The 16398-nt window shown below is 61.9% G+C and carries 17 protein-coding genes and 1 pseudogene; 15 read left to right on the top strand and 3 right to left on the bottom strand.

The annotated features are described in order from the left end of the window. Window positions 1-17: 17 nt before the first annotated feature. The gene (locus tag EOA29_RS08740) at window positions 18-449 is read left to right on the top strand and encodes an ion channel (protein ID WP_127220762.1); all 432 of its coding nucleotides are present in this window, start codon (window positions 18-20) and stop codon (window positions 447-449) included. Between the two features lie 20 nt (window positions 450-469). Here the strand turns inward: EOA29_RS08740 and hemN are convergent, their stop codons facing one another. Beyond that, entirely contained in the window at window positions 470-1864 is a 1395-nt protein-coding gene (gene hemN / locus EOA29_RS08735; protein WP_127220761.1) for an oxygen-independent coproporphyrinogen III oxidase, read from the bottom strand. Between the two features lie 105 nt (window positions 1865-1969). Between hemN and EOA29_RS08730 the strand changes: the two genes are divergently transcribed. The 11 genes from EOA29_RS08730 to EOA29_RS08685 all read left to right on the top strand — a co-directional run bounded on the left by EOA29_RS08730 (window position 1970) and on the right by EOA29_RS08685 (window position 11761). Then, window positions 1970-2683 carry a Crp/Fnr family transcriptional regulator gene (locus EOA29_RS08730; protein WP_127220760.1) on the top strand — a complete coding sequence of 238 codons (714 nt, stop codon included), beginning with the start codon at window positions 1970-1972 and terminating at the stop codon, window positions 2681-2683. 7 nt (window positions 2684-2690) lie between these two features. Then, window positions 2691-2930 (top strand): hypothetical protein, encoded by a 240-nt coding sequence (locus EOA29_RS42195; protein ID WP_210213128.1) that lies wholly within the window; start codon window positions 2691-2693, stop codon window positions 2928-2930. Beyond that, the gene (gene ccoN, locus EOA29_RS08725; RefSeq protein ID WP_127220759.1) at window positions 2927-4537 is read left to right on the top strand and encodes a cytochrome-c oxidase, cbb3-type subunit I; all 1611 of its coding nucleotides are present in this window, start codon (window positions 2927-2929) and stop codon (window positions 4535-4537) included. The genes EOA29_RS42195 and ccoN overlap by 4 nt, the downstream gene beginning before the upstream one ends. 10 nt (window positions 4538-4547) lie before the next feature. Next, window positions 4548-5279 carry a cytochrome-c oxidase, cbb3-type subunit II gene (ccoO, locus tag EOA29_RS08720; RefSeq protein ID WP_127220758.1) on the top strand — a complete coding sequence of 244 codons (732 nt, stop codon included), beginning with the start codon at window positions 4548-4550 and terminating at the stop codon, window positions 5277-5279. A gap of 12 nt (window positions 5280-5291) precedes the next feature. Beyond that, window positions 5292-5441: a cbb3-type cytochrome c oxidase subunit 3 gene (locus EOA29_RS08715; RefSeq protein WP_126095562.1), complete on the top strand. Its 150-nt coding sequence runs from the start codon at window positions 5292-5294 to the stop codon at window positions 5439-5441. Window positions 5442-5443: 2 nt separating this feature from the next. Next, complete coding sequence (gene ccoP, locus EOA29_RS08710; protein WP_126095563.1) at window positions 5444-6307, top strand: cytochrome-c oxidase, cbb3-type subunit III; 864 nt, start codon at window positions 5444-5446, stop codon at window positions 6305-6307. A 171-nt stretch (window positions 6308-6478) separates the two neighbouring features. Continuing rightward, on the top strand, window positions 6479-8038 hold the full coding sequence (gene ccoG, locus EOA29_RS08705; protein WP_127220757.1) for a cytochrome c oxidase accessory protein CcoG: 1560 nt from the start codon (window positions 6479-6481) through the stop codon (window positions 8036-8038). Then, window positions 8035-8550: a FixH family protein gene (locus EOA29_RS08700; RefSeq protein ID WP_127220756.1), complete on the top strand. Its 516-nt coding sequence runs from the start codon at window positions 8035-8037 to the stop codon at window positions 8548-8550. Before ccoG ends, EOA29_RS08700 begins: the two co-directional genes overlap by 4 nt. Next, window positions 8547-10832: a cation-translocating P-type ATPase gene (locus EOA29_RS08695; protein ID WP_127220755.1), complete on the top strand. Its 2286-nt coding sequence runs from the start codon at window positions 8547-8549 to the stop codon at window positions 10830-10832. The genes EOA29_RS08700 and EOA29_RS08695 overlap by 4 nt, the downstream gene beginning before the upstream one ends. Beyond that, window positions 10829-10987, top strand: coding sequence for a cbb3-type cytochrome oxidase assembly protein CcoS (ccoS, locus tag EOA29_RS08690; protein WP_127220754.1), 159 nt, complete (start codon window positions 10829-10831; stop codon window positions 10985-10987). The genes EOA29_RS08695 and ccoS overlap by 4 nt, the downstream gene beginning before the upstream one ends. A gap of 72 nt (window positions 10988-11059) precedes the next feature. Next, on the top strand, window positions 11060-11761 hold the full coding sequence (locus tag EOA29_RS08685) for a CBS domain-containing protein (RefSeq protein ID WP_348628868.1): 702 nt from the start codon (window positions 11060-11062) through the stop codon (window positions 11759-11761). Window positions 11762-11887: 126 nt separating this feature from the next. Here EOA29_RS08685 and EOA29_RS08680 read toward each other — a convergent pair whose 3' ends face one another. Both EOA29_RS08680 and EOA29_RS08675 read right to left on the bottom strand, forming a co-directional pair. After that, window positions 11888-12436 carry a hypothetical protein gene (locus EOA29_RS08680; protein WP_127220753.1) on the bottom strand — a complete coding sequence of 183 codons (549 nt, stop codon included), beginning with the start codon at window positions 12434-12436 and terminating at the stop codon, window positions 11888-11890. Window positions 12437-12500: 64 nt separating this feature from the next. Further along, window positions 12501-13310: a universal stress protein gene (locus EOA29_RS08675; protein WP_127220764.1), complete on the bottom strand. Its 810-nt coding sequence runs from the start codon at window positions 13308-13310 to the stop codon at window positions 12501-12503. Between the two features lie 226 nt (window positions 13311-13536). Between EOA29_RS08675 and EOA29_RS08670 the strand changes: the two genes are divergently transcribed. The 3 genes and pseudogenes from EOA29_RS08670 to EOA29_RS08655 all read left to right on the top strand — a co-directional run. Continuing rightward, complete coding sequence (locus tag EOA29_RS08670) at window positions 13537-15066, top strand: PAS domain S-box protein (RefSeq protein ID WP_127220763.1); 1530 nt, start codon at window positions 13537-13539, stop codon at window positions 15064-15066. Next, window positions 15056-15667, top strand: coding sequence for a response regulator FixJ (gene fixJ, locus EOA29_RS08665; RefSeq protein WP_127220752.1), 612 nt, complete (start codon window positions 15056-15058; stop codon window positions 15665-15667). The genes EOA29_RS08670 and fixJ overlap by 11 nt, the downstream gene beginning before the upstream one ends. A gap of 529 nt (window positions 15668-16196) precedes the next feature. Continuing rightward, window positions 16197-16398, top strand: a pseudogene (locus tag EOA29_RS08655) (5-aminolevulinate synthase); the annotation flags it as partial.

Raw genomic sequence — 16398 nt, 5'->3', positions numbered from 1 at the left:
GTCCGTAGTTTCCCGGGATGATCCTCAACCTTTGCGTCGGCACCATCGTCATAAGCCTGACGGTCCTGATCCACACTTTCGGCCTTATCGCGATTACCTACGTGATGGCACGCCTTGTGGCGCTCTTTCGCATGCACGGCCGCCGCAGCCGGGTCGTCGCCATGATCAGCGTCGTGATGGGACTTTTTGCGGTCATGACGGCGGAAGTCTGGCTGTGGGCGGGAATCTACCTGTTCCTCGGAATCCTGGGCGACTTCGAGACAGCGCTTTACTTTTCGACCATCACCTTTTCGACGGTCGGCTATGGCGACGTGGTGCCCGCCCATGGTTGGCGCGTCCTGGCAGCCCTGGAAGGCGTCAACGGGTTTCTGCTGATCGGCTGGTCGACCGCCTATCTGATCGCGGCCGGCACCCGGGTCGGCCCGTTCAGGGTCGGCGAGCACTTTTGATCAGCGAGCCTGGCCGCTGATCAAACCGCCACGGAATGCCTGCCGGTTCCATTCCTGAAATACGTGTCGAATTTCGCCGCCACCGTCCGGACCAGCGGGCGGCTTTGCGCCGGCACGACGAAGTTTTCACCGTCGAGCCGAAGGAGCTGGCCCGCGCCGCTGATGGCCAGGCGGCTGGCCTCGCACAGCAACCTTTGGCCGACATTTCCAAAGCGTTCGACAAGCTCGACCGCTGAGAAAGTGAAGTTGCACATCAGGCGCTCGATGACCCAGCCCCGCGCCTGATCTTCGACGCCGAGTTCAATACCGCGGCCTATCGCCAGTTCTCCGGAATCCACGGCCCTCTCGTACTCGCCGGTCGCAACGATGTTTTGTGCATAGCCCTGGCGGTACCGGCTGATCGAGGACGGGCCAAGGCCGATCAGGGTTTCGCACTGATCCTCGGTATAACCCTGGAAATTGCGGCGGATCTTGCCGGCGCGCGCCGCGACCGCCAGCGAATCGCCCGGCTTGGCGAAATGATCGAGCCCGAGCGCCTCGTAGCCGGCGTCGACGATCAGTCTCGCGGCGAGTTGCGACTGCGCCAGACGTGCGGCGGAATCAGGCAGCCACGCCTCATCGATCATCGTCTGATGCTTCTTGAACCAGGGCACATGCGCATAGCCGAACAGGGCCAGCCTGTCCGGCGCCAGCGTCAGCGCCTGGGCGACAGTCGCCGCAACGCTCTCGCAGGTCTGATGCGGCAGGCCGTACAGCAGGTCCAGATTGACGGACGTGACACCCCTCGCCCGCACCGCATCGACAATGCTTTTGGTCAGCGCAAAGCTCTGCTCGCGATTGATCGCCTTCTGCACTTTGGGATCGAAGTCCTGGACACCGAGGCTCGCTCTGGTCATGCCGATCGCAGCGAAGGCATCGAGCCGCCCTTCATCCATGTCGTTCGGATCGATCTCAACACTGAGGCCGGCATTTTCGAGAAAGTCGAACCGATCCCGCAACGCTTTTCCGAGCATGAGGATGTCGTCGGGCTTCAGCATGGTCGGGGAGCCGCCGCCGAAATGGACGGCACGTACCTTGCCCCGGCCGCTCACAAGGCCGCCGACAGTTTCGATTTCCTTGTGGAGCGAGCGCAGAAAAGTGGCCACGGGCGCATAGTGCCGGGTCTGCTTGGTGTGGCAGGCGCAGAACCAGCACAGCCTGTCGCAATAGGGGATATGCAGATACAGCGATATCTCGTCATTGCCCTCAAGTGCATCCATCCAGCCGCGAACAGTTGCCGCGTCGACGCCCGGATGAAAGTGCGGGGCCGTCGGGTAGCTCGTATAACGCGGTACGTTGTCGCCAAGTCCCGCGGTTGGGGGGCCTGCGGTTGGGGTTGGGCGTGTTTCATAGGCAGTGGCGGCTGAGGTGCTCATACGGGCAAACTGCCGAAACTACCCCGACAAAGCCTTGATCTCGATCAAGGCGGCGCAGGGCGCAACTGGCGCAAGTTGCGGTCCCTGCTTCATCAAAGGCGTGGTATGGCCGTCAGACAGGATGCTCAACGAGTTGGCATTCCCGCGATTTGCGAATCCTGCGAAGCGCGCCATGGCGGGCTATGCGGCGCGCTCGAGGCCGGCCAGCTCGCCGAGTTGGCCAGGGCCTCATCGAGACATGAGGTCCTGGCCGGGACGGAACTTCCCGACGATGGCACCTACTCGAACGTGCTGTCCGGCGTGGTCAAGCTTACGAGAAACCTGTCGGACGGTCGTCAGCAGATTGTCGGGTTCCATTTCGCGCCCGATTTTCTAGGCAGGCCGTTCGAGGCAAAAAGGCCAATCAAGGCCGAAGCCTTGACGAAAATGACGCTTTGCTCGTTTCCGAGGGCGATCATCGACCGGATGATGGACGACACGCCGGAGATCGGGCAAAGGCTGCTCCAGCACGCGCTGAACGAGCTCGACGAAGCGCGCGACTGGATGACGGCACTGGGGCACAAGACCGCGTCCGAAAAAGTAGCAAGCTTCCTTCTCATGATCGCCAAAAACATCGATCCGGCCAATCATTCGGCGGGCTCGACAAGCTTCGACCTGCCGTTGTCACGCGCGGATATCGCCGATTTTCTTGGGCTGACCATCGAGACGGTAAGCCGCGAATTGTCCAGGCTGCGGTCGGATGGCGTGATCCGGATTGTAAACAAACGGCACATCAGCCTGGAAAGCGTGGCTCAGCTCGAGGAACGCCGCGGCGACTGAACAGCCGATGGCCCGCCTTCTCCCGCGCAAAGCAATCTGTGAGTTTCGGGCTCTCAGATCGGGCGTGGCTCCTGGCGCGGTCGTTGCTCCGACGGCCCTGGCGTTCTTGATGGCCGGCCCTGACGGCTCCCGAAAACAAAAGCTGTACCGTTTGACCTGGATCAAGGCCGCGAGGGTGGAAAATCCCGAAATGGTGCCGCGAGCGGTCATTTTCCGCTGGAACTTCGAGATCGGGGACTTGCGATGAGATTTGGCACGGAGATCGTCCTTCTAAGCCTGTTTGCCTTTGCGGCCCTAGTGGCTGCCGGCTTCGGCGTAGATGAGCCTTTTCGCCAGCATATGTGGGTGTTGTTCTTCGCGGTGGCTGGCTTCACCGCGATCCTGTTGCGCAACACGGATTTCAAGGCGGCAACTCCGGTCGACTCCTCGGCCTACATGGATGGTCCGATCCGTTACGGAGCGATCGCCACGGTGTTCTGGGGCGTCGTCGGCATGCTGGTCGGCGTTGTCATTGCTCTTCAGCTTGCCTACCCGGATCTCGATATCCAACCCTGGTTCAATTTTGGCCGCCTCCGGCCTCTGCATACTTCCGGCGTGATCTTCGCCTTTGGCGGCAACGCTCTTCTGTGCACGTCCATGTATGTCGTGCAGCGTACCTCGCGCGCGAGGCTGTTCGGCGGCGATCTCGCCTGGTTCGTCTTTTGGGGCTACCAGCTTTTCATCGTCATGGCCGCGACCGGCTATCTGCTCGGCATCACCGAAGGTCGCGAATATGCCGAGCCGGAATGGTATGTCGACCTCTGGCTGACGATCGTCTGGGTCGCCTACCTGATCCTTTTCCTTGGCACCATCCTCAAGCGCAAGGAACCGCATATCTACGTCGCCAACTGGTTCTACCTCTCCTTCATCGTGACCATTGCGATGCTGCATGTGGTCAACAACCTCTCGATGCCGGTGTCATTCCTAGGCTCGAAGAGCTACTCGGCATTCTCAGGCGTTCAGGACGCGCTGACCCAGTGGTGGTACGGCCATAATGCCGTGGGCTTCTTCCTGACCGCCGGCTTCCTCGGCATGATGTACTACTTCGTGCCGAAGCAGGTGAACCGCCCGGTCTACTCCTACCGCCTGTCGATCATCCACTTCTGGGCGCTGATCTTCCTCTACATCTGGGCCGGCCCCCATCACCTTCACTATACCGCCCTGCCCGATTGGGCGCAGACGCTCGGCATGGTGTTCTCGGTCATGCTGTGGATGCCCTCCTGGGGCGGCATGATCAACGGCCTGATGACCCTCTCCGGAGCCTGGGACAAGATCCGCACCGATCCGATCGTCCGCATGATGGTCGCGGCCATCGCTTTCTACGGCATGTCGACCTTCGAAGGCCCGATGATGTCGATCAAGGCCGTTAACTCGCTCTCGCACTACACGGACTGGACCATCGGCCATGTCCATTCCGGCGCGCTCGGCTGGGTCGGCATGATCTCGTTCGGCGCCATCTACTACATGGTGCCCAAGCTCTGGAACCGTGAGCGGCTCTATTCGATGCGTCTCGTCACCTGGCACTTCTGGCTGGCTACGCTCGGCATCGTCGTCTACGCCGCCGTGATGTGGGTTTCCGGCATCATGCAGGGCCTGATGTGGCGCGAGTACGACGAACAGGGTTTCCTCGTCTATTCATTCGCCGAGACCGTCGCCGCCATGCACCCCTACTACCTCATGCGCGCAGCGGGTGGCGCCATGTACCTCGCCGGTACCCTGATCATGGCCTGGAACATCACCATGACCATCCTCGGCTACCAGCGCAAAGAACAACCACTGCCGGGTTCCGCACCCGCTCTCCAGCCTGCTCAATAAGGAGCCAGACATGGGTCTGATCGATAAACACTCCCTAATCGAGAAGAACGCCACGCTTCTTCTCGTCGGTTCCCTGCTGGTCGTCACGGTCGGCGGCATCGTCGAGATCGCACCGCTCTTCTATCTCGACAACACGATCGAGAAGGTGGACGGCATGCGGCCTTATACCCCGCTCGAGCTCGCCGGCCGCAACATCTATGTTCGCGAAGGTTGTTACCTCTGCCACAGCCAGATGATCCGGCCCTTCCGGGACGAGGTCGAACGGTATGGCCACTACAGCCTGGCTGCCGAGTCCATGTACGATCATCCATTCCAGTGGGGATCGAAGCGGACCGGCCCTGATCTTGCGCGCGTCGGCGATCGCTACTCCAACGCCTGGCACGTCCAGCATCTCGACGATCCGCGCTCCGTCGTGCCGGAGTCGATCATGCCGAGCTACGCGTTCCTGAAAAACACGCCGATCGAGGTGAAGGACTTCTCGACGCATCTGGTCGCGAACAGGCGCGTCGGAGTGCCCTATTCCGATGACATGGTCTCGAACGCCAATGCAGACCTGATGGCTCAGGCAGACCCCAACGCGGACACGTCCGGACTGGAAAGCCGCTATCCGAAAGCCAAGGTCGGCGACTTCGACGGCAACCCCCAGCAGATCACCGAGATGGATGCGCTGGTCGCCTATCTGCAGATGCTCGGCACGCTGGTCGACTTCAAGAACTACGACGAAGCAGCCGGCTATCGCTGAGGAGAGCAATCGATGGACTACAATTTGATGCGTGAGTTCGCCGACAGCTGGGGCCTGCTTGCCATGGCCCTGTTCTTTGTCGGCTGCATAGCCTTCGCGCTTCGTCCGGGTGGCAAAGCGCATGCCGACCAGGCCGCACAGATTCCTCTCAAGGACGATTGATCATGAGCAGCGAGCATATCGACGAAATCTCGGGCATCACAACGACTGGGCACGAGTGGGACGGGATCAAGGAGCTCAACAATCCCCTGCCGCGGTGGTGGGTGATCACCTTCTACGTTACCATAGCCTGGGCGCTCGCCTATACGATCTTCTATCCCGCCTGGCCGATGCTGAGCTCGACCACCAGGGGCGTTCTGGGCTTTTCCAGCCGCAACGACGTCAAGAACGAATTGGCCGCCGCGGAAGCCGCCAAGGCCAAATACGTCGCGTCAATAGAGTCCAAGAGTGTTTCCGAAATCGCGGGCGACGATGCGCTGCGCGAGTTTGCCGTCGCGGCCGGCGGCGCGGCATTCAAGGTCAACTGCGTGCAATGCCACGGATCCGGCGCTCTGGGGTCGAAAGGATTTCCGAACCTCAACGATGACGATTGGCTCTGGGGAGGAAAGACGGAGCAGATCCAGCAGACGATCACGCACGGCGTCCGCTTCGCCGCGGACGCCGATACCCGCCAGTCCGAGATGCCTGCCTTCGCCGACGTGCTCCAGCCCGAGCAGGTCGCCCAGGTGAGCGCTTTCGTTGCCAGCCTGTCGGGCCCAGTGAAGGACAAGAGCCTGATCGAGCCCGGCGCCAAGGTTTTCGCGGACAATTGTGTCGCCTGCCATGGCGAGAACGCAAAGGGCAACAGGGAGCTCGGAGCACCCGATCTCACCGATGCGATCTGGCTCTACGGCCCCGGCGAAGCCGCCATTGCTGCTCAGGTGAAAGCTCCGAAGAACGGGGTGATGCCCGCCTGGGTCGGCCGTCTTGGCGAGACTACGGTCAAGGAACTGGCTGTCTATGTCCATTCGCTTGGCGGCGGAGAATAGAAGCGGGGACTATTCTCGGCCCTTGGCCGTTCAAGCGACGAGGCCCGGCCATGCCGGGCCTCGACTTGTTTTTGATGATTCAATTTGACCTGCATCAACGCGACGCGGCGTGAGCGATTGCAAGAGTGCCGGACAGAGGCGGCATCATTTCGCCGCGATTGGAGATTGGTCGTGCTGGATCAGACGCAGGTAGAACGGCTCGAGGCAGAAGCGGTCAACTCCGCCAAGACGCGACAGCCGCTGTACACGGCGCGCAAGAAGATTTTCCCTAAGCGTGCATCCGGCCGTTTCCGCCAGTTCAAATGGGTGGTGATGGCGATCACGCTCGGCATCTATTATCTGACGCCCTGGCTGCGCTGGGACCGCGGACCTTTCGCTCCCGACCAGGCCGTTCTCCTCGATCTGGCGAACCGTCGTTTCTATTTCTTCTTCATCGAGATCTGGCCACAGGAATTCTATTACGTCGCCGGCCTTCTCATGATGGCGGGCGTCGGTCTTTTCCTGATCACATCGACGGTCGGGCGAGCCTGGTGTGGCTACACCTGCCCGCAAACCGTCTGGGTGGACCTGTTCCTCGTCGTGGAACGGGCGATCGAAGGCGACCGCAATGCGCGAATGAAGCTGGACGCCGCTCCCTGGACGGCCCGCAAGCTCTTCCTGCGCACAATCAAGCATGCCACCTGGCTCATCATTGGAGCGGCCACCGGCGGCGCCTGGATCTTCTACTTCGCCGACGCGCCGACGCTGCTGCGCGAAGTGGTCACCGGCACGGCCGCGCCCGTCGCCTATGTCACGATCGCCGTCCTGACCGGCACCACCTATGTGTTCGGCGGACTGATGCGTGAGCAGGTCTGCACCTACATGTGCCCGTGGCCGCGCATCCAGGCCGCCATGCTCGATGAAAATTCGTTGACGGTGACATACAACGACTGGCGCGGCGAGCCGCGTTCGCGCCATGCCAAGAAAGCGGTGGCCGCCGGACAATCGGTCGGCGACTGCGTCGACTGCAACGCCTGCGTGGCCGTCTGCCCTATGGGCATCGACATCCGCGATGGCCAGCAGTTGGAGTGCATCACCTGCGCGCTCTGCATGGATGCCTGCGACGGCGTCATGGACAAGCTCGGCCGCGAGCGCGGGCTGATCTCCTACGCAACGCTGGCGGACTACAACGCCAACATGGCGCTGGCGACCGCCGGCGGCACCGGTCCGGTAAACCCGGCGCTTGTCAGGACGCCAAGCGGCAGCTTCGTCGACGGCCTGGCGCATTTCCATCTGGGCAAGATCTTGCGGTTGCGCACCTTCATCTACCTCGGCGCATGGTCGGCGATCGGGCTGGTGCTGGTCTATTCGCTGCTGACGCGTGAGCGGCTGGAGCTGAATGTCCTGCACGACAGAAATCCGCAGTTCGTGACGCTTTCGGACGGCTCGATCCGGAACGGCTACACCGTCAAACTGCTCAACATGGTCCCCGAGCCGAGGACGATCGAGGTTACCCTTGAAGGGCTCGACGACGCAGAAATGAGCATCGTCGGCATGGACCAGCCCGCGAGCCGCTCGTTTGCCGCCCAGGTCGAACCCGATCGGCTGAAGATACTCAAGGTCTTTGTTCGTCAACCGGCGGACCAGATCAAAAAGCCGGTGCAACGCTTCGAATTCCGCATCCAGGACAAGGCAAGTTCCGAATCCGCCGAATACACCGCCAGTTTCAACGCACCGGAGATCGGCAAATGAGCACCCATGCACGAAAGCCGCGCGAGTTCACGGGCAGGCATATGCTGATCTCCATCCTTGCCTTCTTCGGGGTGGTGATCGGGGTCAATGTCACGATGGCCACACTCGCGCGCAAGAGCTGGACCGGGCTGGTCGTTGAGAACACCTATGTCGCCAGCCAGCAGTTCAACGAGGAAGCCAGGAAAGGAAGGGCGCAGGCGGCGCTCGGCTGGACGGGCAGGCTGACCATCGCCTCCGGCGACGTCCGCTACAGCCTTGTCGACGCCCAGGGCAAGCCGGTGCCGCTGCATGACGTCAGGATGCTGTTCCGGCACCCGGCTTACGAAGCCGAGGACGAAGCCGTGACACTTGCCGCGGCGGCCGGCGGCACGCCTGCGAACACGCAGGAGTTTGCCGCCCGGCACACGCCGAAGGACGGCGTCTGGATCATCGAGATCGATGCCGACGCCGGATTGACGGCGCCGTTTCGCGATGTTCGCCGCATCATGATCTCGAAAGGAGCACTGCAATGAGCTGCTGCGCGCCGGGAGCCGAAATGGCCTTGGACGTCGTCAATGCAGCGTCCGCCTCGCCGTCGAGCGACGAGATCAAGCTCGCCAGCCGCTCTCTGGGCGGCGGCGTGCACCAGACCGAGCTGTCGGTACCGACAGTCCACTGCGGGGCTTGCATTCAGGCGATCGAGACCGCTCTCGCCAAGGTCGAGAACGTTGAGTCCGCCCGTGTCAATCTTTCGACCAAGCGCGTCTCGGTGCGCTGGCATGGAGACAGCGTCCCGCCATTGTTCGCCGTGCTCGGCCGGCTCGGCTACCAGGCACATCTGTTCGACCCGGACATTCACGAGAAGGACAAAACCCTTTCGGAGTTGATCCGGGCCGTCGCGGTCGCAGGCTTCGCAGCCGGCAACATCATGCTGCTTTCGGTGTCGGTCTGGTCCGGAGCCGAAGGCGCGACGCGGGATCTGTTTCACTGGATATCCGCGCTGATCGCCATCCCGGCGCTCGCCTTCGCCGGCGGAATCTATTTCCGTTCCGCCGCGAACGCACTTCGCCATGGCCGGATGAACATGGATGTGCCGATCGCGGTGGGTGTGTCCCTGGCTTACGCGATGAGCCTCTATGAGACCATCAATCACGGCGAGCATGCCTATTTCGACGCCTCGGTGTCGCTGCTGTTTTTCCTGCTGATCGGCCGCACGCTGGATCATGTGATGCGGGAACGGGCACGCACGGCCGTCAACGGCCTGTCGAGACTCGCGGCACGGGGCTCGGTGGTGCTGCGGGAAGACAATACGCGCGAATACGTGCCCGTCGCCGAACTCATGCCAGGAATGCGCCTGCTTATCGCGGCCGGAGAAAGGATACCGGTCGACGGCGATATACTCAGCGGCAATTCCGACCTCGATTGCTCGCTCGTCTCCGGCGAAAGCACGCCCAAGGCCGTGGGTGCCGGGGCACATGTCCAGGCCGGAACGCTCAACCTCACCGGCCCGCTGACGATGCAGGCGACCGCCGCCGCGAAGGATTCCTTCCTGGCCGAAATGGTTCGGCTGATGGAGGCCGCCGAAGGCGGCCGCTCGCAATACAGAAGGATTGCCGACCGGGTGTCGGCACTCTACGCGCCGGTGGTTCATATCGCCGCCTTTGCGACGTTCGTCGGCTGGATGGTGGCGTCCGGCGACTGGCACCGCGCCGTCACCATCGCCATCGCCGTGCTCATCATCACTTGCCCCTGCGCTCTCGGCCTTGCGGTGCCGATCGTTCAGGTCGTGGCGGCCCGGCGCCTGTTCGAAGCCGGGGTCATGGTCAAGGATGGCTCGGCCCTGGAGCGTCTCGCCGCGATCGATACGGCGGTGTTCGACAAGACCGGAACGCTGACTTTAGGACAGCCAAGGCTGGTCAACGCATCCGAGATCGATCCGACCATGCTCGCGATGGCCGCCGACATAGCGGCTCATTCGCGGCATCCGTTTTCAAAGGCTATTGCCGCCTATGCGGGCTTTGCCGGTCAGCCCAAGCTCGACTCGGTGCGAGAAGAACCCGGCTTCGGCGTCGAAGCGGCCGCTGGAGATGACATCTGGCGCCTCGGCCGACGCGGATGGGCCGGCTGGAAGGCCCGGACCGGCGGCGAAGGCAAGATCGGCGGCTATGGCGGCACGGTGCTTTCGAGGAATGGCAGCATCGTCGCATGCTTCGCTTTCGAGGATGCGGCTCGATTGGACGCCCAAGCGGCGATTCAGCAGCTGAAGGGCGCCGGCGTGTCGGTGGATATGCTGTCCGGCGATACCGAGAAAGCCTGCAGCCAGGTTGCCACCACATTGGGAATTGAAAGTTTCGTGCCGGCGCTGCTGCCCTCGGGAAAGGTCGAGTGGATCGAGTCGCTGACTCGCGCGGGACACAAGGTGCTGATGGTGGGCGACGGCCTCAACGACACACCGGCGCTGCGAGCGGCACATGTCTCGATCGCCCCCGCGACGGCGGCCGATATCGGCCGCCAGGCCGCGGACTTCGTCTTCCTGCGCGAGAGCCTTCAGGCAGTTCCCCTTGCCGTCGATATCTCTCGGAAGGCCGGCCGGCTCATTCGCCAGAACATCGCCGTCGCGATCGTCTACAACGCCCTTGCCGTGCCGATCGCCATTCTCGGATATGTGACGCCGCTCATCGCGGCGATCGCCATGTCCGCCTCCTCGCTGATCGTGATCGGCAACGCGATGCGGCTTCAGGCTACGGTGAAAGCGGTGCCGGAAGTGCTTCAGACCCGGCGCCGCACGGACACCGTGGAAGCGACCCATCCATGACCACGCTTGTCTATCTCATTCCCGTGGCCCTGTTCTTGGGAGCGCTCGGTCTGTCCGGCTTCCTGTGGGCATTGCGCAGCGGCCAATACGAGGATCTCGACGGAGCTGCGGAGCGGATACTGATCGAGCCCGATGACCGGCCCGACAAAGGCTGACGATCAAACTGACGCAGATCAAAGCGCTGCCGTTCCCGGCGCTTCAAAAAGGGGCCTGATGGAGAGCAGGAAATGCCGATGCAAGCCCAGGCCATCATGACAACGCCGGTGATCTCAATCGATGCTTCGGCCTCGATCGCCAAAGCGGCCGATCTGATGCTGACCAGGAAAATCAGTTGTCTGCCGGTCACACGCGACGGCGCCATGGCCGGGATCATAAGCGAAGGCGACTTCCTGCGCCGTCAAGAGCTCGGCACCCAGCGTGTTCGTCCTCGCTGGCTGGAATTTCTGGCTGGCCCCGGCAAGGTCGCCGATGAATATGTCCACGCGAACGGACGCCGCGTAGGCGAGGTGATGACGACGGAAGTCGTCTCCGCGCCGCCAGACACGTCGCTGGCCGAGATCGTCGAATTGATGGCTCGCCACGACATCAAGACTGTACCTATCGTCGACGCCGGCAAAATCGTCGGCATCGTCACCCGCTCGGATTTGTTGCGGGCCCTGCTTCGGATCCTGCCCAAATCAAGCGCGGCGACCGCCGATGACGAGTTGATACGCAGGACCATTGTGGCCGAGCTGCAGCAGCAGTCCTGGAGCGGGGGCGACCTGATCGGCGTTACCGTCGACAAGGGCGTCGTCGAATTGAATGGCGCGATTTTCGACGAGCGTCAGCGAAAGGCCGCCATCGTTGCCGCCGAGAACGTCGCCGGCGTCAAGAAAGTTACGGACAAACTGTTCTGCGCTGGCCCTCTGTCGGTCGTGCTTGTCTCCTAATGCATGTCGCCCAAAAGTGCGCAGCAGTTTTGGGAAAACGACGTGGATCATAACAAAGACTTTAGCGGCAAGAGGCGTCGTTGAACGGCTCTTGGCGATCCAATCCCGACTTCTGGCTCATACAGCTTAGATCGCCGCTGCGGCCAATAACGGTCGCAGCAACAACAGGGCGAATCCAAGAAGGGCCGCGCCGGCAACCTTGTCCGCCATGCTCCTGCCTCCGCGAAGCCGCTTGCCGAACAAAAGCCAGAGCGATCCCGTGGCTGCCGTAATCCCAAGGAGTACGATCCAGTAGGCGCCCAAAACGTGCTGCTTGGCATTCATCGGCACCATCGCCAGGCAGTAGATAAACGCCTTCGGATTGAGGGCGGTGGTTGCCAGCACCGAAAGGCTGTCGCCGCTTTCGGACACGTTGATCGGGTTGCTGGCCATCAAACGCAAGCCCAGAACCACAAGCCACCCGGCTGCGATCAGTTTGAGAATCTGGATGGCGTCAGCCGGCATCAAGGGGCGGAACGAAAGCCAGAGCGCCGCCGCGATCCCGTATCCGCATGCTTGCGCGGCCAGGAGCGTAATCGCCCTCTTTCGCTTGACCGCCCCCGCCATCAGGAGAGCGTTGGTCGGCCCCGGCGCGGCAAAGAGCAGAAACGCTTCGAGAAGAAATAGACTGTTCAATCTGCCTGACCCCGTGGATGCGGATCCATCATCCGCAAAAGCTGCGCGAACGCCACCCGAAGCTTCAATAGGACATCAAGCGGTTGATGCCGGCCTGCTGAATCAGCGTCCGCGTAACACCGCCGAAGGCCCATTCCCTCAGCCGGCTGTGGCCGTAGGCGCCCGTCACGATCAGGTCGGCATGGATCGAGCGCGCAAATGCCGTCAGGCTGTCGCCGTCCGCCTCGCCGGAGATCACTTCGGTTCGCGCCGTGATGCCGTGATGCTCCAGAAATACCGCGACGTCGGCGAGGCTGTTGCGAACTTCTTCTCCGGAGACGGGTTCCATCGTGGCGACGACCACCTCATTGGCCCTGGCCAGGAACGGCAAGGAGTCGGACAAGGCCCTGCGGGCTTCCCTGCTGTCCTTCCAGGCGACAAGGACAGTCTTTCCCAAAAGGTGCTCGGCATTGCTCGCCGCGACCAGCACCGGCCGGCCAGCGCCGAGCACGAGGCTTCCGATATCGACGGCGCGAAAGACATCCTCCCCTCCATCACCGGTCACGATAAGGTCGGCCGAACGGGCGGCTATGCCGAGAGCACGTGTCGGACCGCAGATGTACTGCGTCCATTCACTGCTTATCGAGGCCGGGACAAGCTTCTCGAAATTGTCGCGCAACTCGGCAAGACGCTTCTCGATTTCGGTGCGAGCTATCTGCATGACCTCGCCTTCGTAGACCAGGCCTTCTCCCGTCGACACCAGGGGCGGAACGTCCGCGGCAGCGAGGCCGACGAGGTGGGCATCAAAGCGCTGCGCGAGTTCCGTTGCCAGCTTTATGATCGGCGCGGGGTTTGCATCAACGGCCAGATTGACGACTATCGTTTTGTAGGACATGCGGACACCTTGCTCGATGCGGAAAGTCTCCGTCATTTTGCAGTGTGTTGGAGGTGCAGTGCCTTGATACCGATCAAAATCGCCGCAGTGACTGTTTGGCGGGTAAAAAGATGAGTGCTACATCATCGACCGCTGCTGTACTTCAATCCGGAGAATGCTCGTGAGCAAAAAGGGAGAAGCTTCGCCCGAAGCCATCGCCGCGGCACTTCCGGTATCCGGCGATGAAATGGGGCGAGACTACCTGCCGGAACCTGAGCTTCTCGCGCTGATGTTCGAGCAGGCTCCTGGCTTCATGACCGTGCTCAGCGAGCCGGGTCACGTTTTCCAGTTGACCAATGCCGCTTATCAACGGCTGATCGGCCAGCGGCAGGTCATCGGCAAGTCGGTCAGCGAAGCCTTGCCCGAGCTCGAGGGCCAGGGATTCTTCGAATTGCTCGACCGTGTCAGCGAAACCGGCGAGCCATATGTCGGCCGCAATGCCAAAATCGTCCTGCGCAACCCTGAAACCGGCCTTGCGGAGGAGCGTATCCTCGACTTCGTCTACCAGCCCATCAGGGCCAAGGACGGCCGGATCACCGCGATCTTCGTTCAGGGCACGGATGTCAGCGACCTGTCGTTCGCCAACGCTGCGCTGCAGTTGCGCGAGGATCACCTGCGTTCGATCCTGGCGACAGTGCCCGACGCGATGATTGTCATCGACGAACGCGGCCTTATCCAATCCTTCAGCACGGCGGCCGAGACATTGTTCGGCTACAAGGCCAGCGAAGTCATCGGTCAAAACGTCAAGTTGCTGATGCCTTCGCCATACCGGAATGAGCATGACGCATATATGCAGCGCTACCTGACGACGGGAGAGCGCCGCATCATCGGGCTCGGCCGCACGGTAACCGGAATGCGCAAGGACGGCTCGACCTTTCCGATGGAACTCGCGGTCGGTGAAATGCATCCGGGAACGGGCCGCTTCTTCACCGGCTTCTGCCGCGACCTGACGGAACGCCATAAAACGGAAGCCAGGATGCAGGAGCAGCAGCAGGAACTGCTTCACATGGCGCGGTTCACCGCGCTCGGCGAAATGGCCTCGACGCTGGCGCATGAGATAAACCAGCCGCTGACGGCCATCACGAACTATCTCAAAGGCAGCCGCCGCCTCCTCGAGAAGAGCAAGGACGGCAATGCCGCCATGTTGCAGGAGGCTGTCGAGAAGGCTGCCGACCAGGCCTTGCGCGCCGGCGACGTCATCCGTCGTCTCAGGGATTTTGTCGCCAGGGGTGAAAGCGAGCATAAGGTGGAACGTCTGCCAACGCTCATCGACGACGCCTCGTCGCTCGCCCTGGTTGGCGCCAAGGAAGCGGACGTGCGCGTCAGTTACGATCTCGATCCGGCGGCCGAGCTTGTATTGACCGACAGAATCCAGATCGAGCAGGTATTGCTGAACCTGATGAGAAACGCCGTGGAGGCCATGCACGGTGCGCCACGTCGGGAATTGCATGTCGCAACCAAAGCGCGGCGCGATGGCATGATGGAGGTTGGCGTCATCGACACCGGCCCGGGGCTGGCGCCAGAGGTTTCGGCGCAGCTCTTCCAGCCTTTCGTGACCACCAAGAAGCACGGGATGGGTGTCGGCCTGTCCATTTGTCGCACTATCGTCGAGTCCCACGGTGGTCATATCTGGGCAGAGTCGCCACCCGGCGGCGGCACCGCGTTTCGGTTCACGCTGCGCGCTGTAGAAAAGGAAGAGGTTGCCAGTGGCCAATGATGTCGTGCATGTCGTCGACGACGATGTCGATGTTCGCAAATCGCTGGGCTTCCTGCTCGCGACGGCCGACTTTGCCGTGCGCCTGCATGAATCGGCAACCGCGTTCCTGGCGACGGAACCGAAGGAGATCGACGGCTGCATCGTCACCGACGTGCGCATGCCCGGCATCGACGGCATCGAATTCCTGCGGCAACTGAAAGCTCGTGGCCTGAGCGTGCCCGTAATCGTGATGACGGGGCATGCCGATGTCGCCCTGGCCGTCCAGGCGATGAAGGAAGGCGCCTCCGACTTCATCGAGAAGCCGTTCGACGACGAGGTGCTCATCGATGCAATTCGCTCTGCCTTGGACAACCGAACTCAAGCGGTAGCCACGCACCCGCAATCGGCCGAGATCCGGAAGAACCTTGCCACCCTGTCAGAGCGAGAGCGCCAGGTGCTCGACGGGCTTGTCTCCGGGTTGCCGAACAAGACGATTGCCTATGATCTCGGGATCAGTCCACGCACGGTCGAAATCCATCGCGCCAACGTCATGAGCAAGATGGGCGCCGGCAGCCTTTCGCACCTGGTGCGCATGGCCCTGATCGCTGAACCCAAACCTTAGAGCAATTCCGGGAAAAGTGCGCAGCGGTTTTCCGTCCGGAATTGCCGCCTTAAGACAGGTTTCGAAGCGAAGCCGTCTTATCTTTTCGGAGGTCCCAGTCGCGCCAGTGAGTCGGCCGGATATCGACGCGCGCACCGGTAACGGCATCCCGCCACCCTTCCCGGCCTCTTTCGCAAGGAAATACAAGCGCGTGCAAGCCATCCTCGTCCAGAACGGCTAGTTCGAGGCTGCGGCCAAACGGGGCACTTGCTATTGGATTCCACATTTAGCCAACTTGGGCCGAAATGAAGTTTCGCGCTTTGACTTGAATCAGTTTTGGCCGGTTGGGTCGACCCCGCCCCCTCCCGGCGACCGGATTGCAAATCTCCTTCAGCAGCCGAACGAGATCTCGTTTCGTGGCGTGTCGAACAGGTCCGGCGCTCCGCAATTTGACATAGCTCAAAGCAGAGCCCTCTCCCGGTCCGTAGGTTGGCTCCAGGAGACCGAACCGTCGCAGCCTGCGGCGTCGCTTCCTGCATAGGAGTTCAGCATGAATTACCAGCGGTTCTTCGAAGACGCGATCGACCAGCTCCACGCGGAGCGGCGCTACCGGGTTTTCGCCGACCTCGAACGCATCGTGGGCAAGTTCCCGCGCGCCATCTGGCGCTCGAACGGCCGCGCCCAGGAAATCACCGTCTGGTGCTCCAACGACTATCTCGGCATGGGCCAGAACGGCGATGTGATTACCGCTT

Source organism: Mesorhizobium sp. M1E.F.Ca.ET.063.01.1.1, from assembly GCF_003998155.1.
Classification (GTDB): domain Bacteria; phylum Pseudomonadota; class Alphaproteobacteria; order Rhizobiales; family Rhizobiaceae; genus Mesorhizobium.
This window is presented reverse-complemented; position numbering and strand designations above follow the sequence as displayed.

Bases quoted from the DNA above. Each gene is read 5' to 3' on its own strand.
- EOA29_RS08730 (WP_127220760.1), top strand. From the start codon at position 1,970: ATGGCCGTCAGACAGGATGCTCAACGAGTTGGCATTCCCGCGATTTGC.
- EOA29_RS08670 (WP_127220763.1), top strand. From the start codon at position 13,537: ATGGGGCGAGACTACCTGCCGGAACCTGAGCTTCTCGCGCTGATGTTC.
- EOA29_RS08675 (WP_127220764.1), bottom strand. From the start codon at position 13,310: ATGTCCTACAAAACGATAGTCGTCAATCTGGCCGTTGATGCAAACCCC.
- ccoN (WP_127220759.1), top strand. From the start codon at position 2,927: ATGAGATTTGGCACGGAGATCGTCCTTCTAAGCCTGTTTGCCTTTGCG.
- ccoO (WP_127220758.1), top strand. From the start codon at position 4,548: ATGGGTCTGATCGATAAACACTCCCTAATCGAGAAGAACGCCACGCTT.
- ccoP (WP_126095563.1), top strand. From the start codon at position 5,444: ATGAGCAGCGAGCATATCGACGAAATCTCGGGCATCACAACGACTGGG.
- EOA29_RS08715 (WP_126095562.1), top strand. From the start codon at position 5,292: ATGGACTACAATTTGATGCGTGAGTTCGCCGACAGCTGGGGCCTGCTT.
- EOA29_RS08695 (WP_127220755.1), top strand. From the start codon at position 8,547: ATGAGCTGCTGCGCGCCGGGAGCCGAAATGGCCTTGGACGTCGTCAAT.
- EOA29_RS08685 (WP_348628868.1), top strand. From the start codon at position 11,060: ATGCCGATGCAAGCCCAGGCCATCATGACAACGCCGGTGATCTCAATC.
- EOA29_RS08700 (WP_127220756.1), top strand. From the start codon at position 8,035: ATGAGCACCCATGCACGAAAGCCGCGCGAGTTCACGGGCAGGCATATG.
- EOA29_RS08740 (WP_127220762.1), top strand. From the start codon at position 18: ATGATCCTCAACCTTTGCGTCGGCACCATCGTCATAAGCCTGACGGTC.
- hemN (WP_127220761.1), bottom strand. From the start codon at position 1,864: ATGAGCACCTCAGCCGCCACTGCCTATGAAACACGCCCAACCCCAACC.
- ccoS (WP_127220754.1), top strand. From the start codon at position 10,829: ATGACCACGCTTGTCTATCTCATTCCCGTGGCCCTGTTCTTGGGAGCG.
- EOA29_RS42195 (WP_210213128.1), top strand. From the start codon at position 2,691: ATGGCCCGCCTTCTCCCGCGCAAAGCAATCTGTGAGTTTCGGGCTCTC.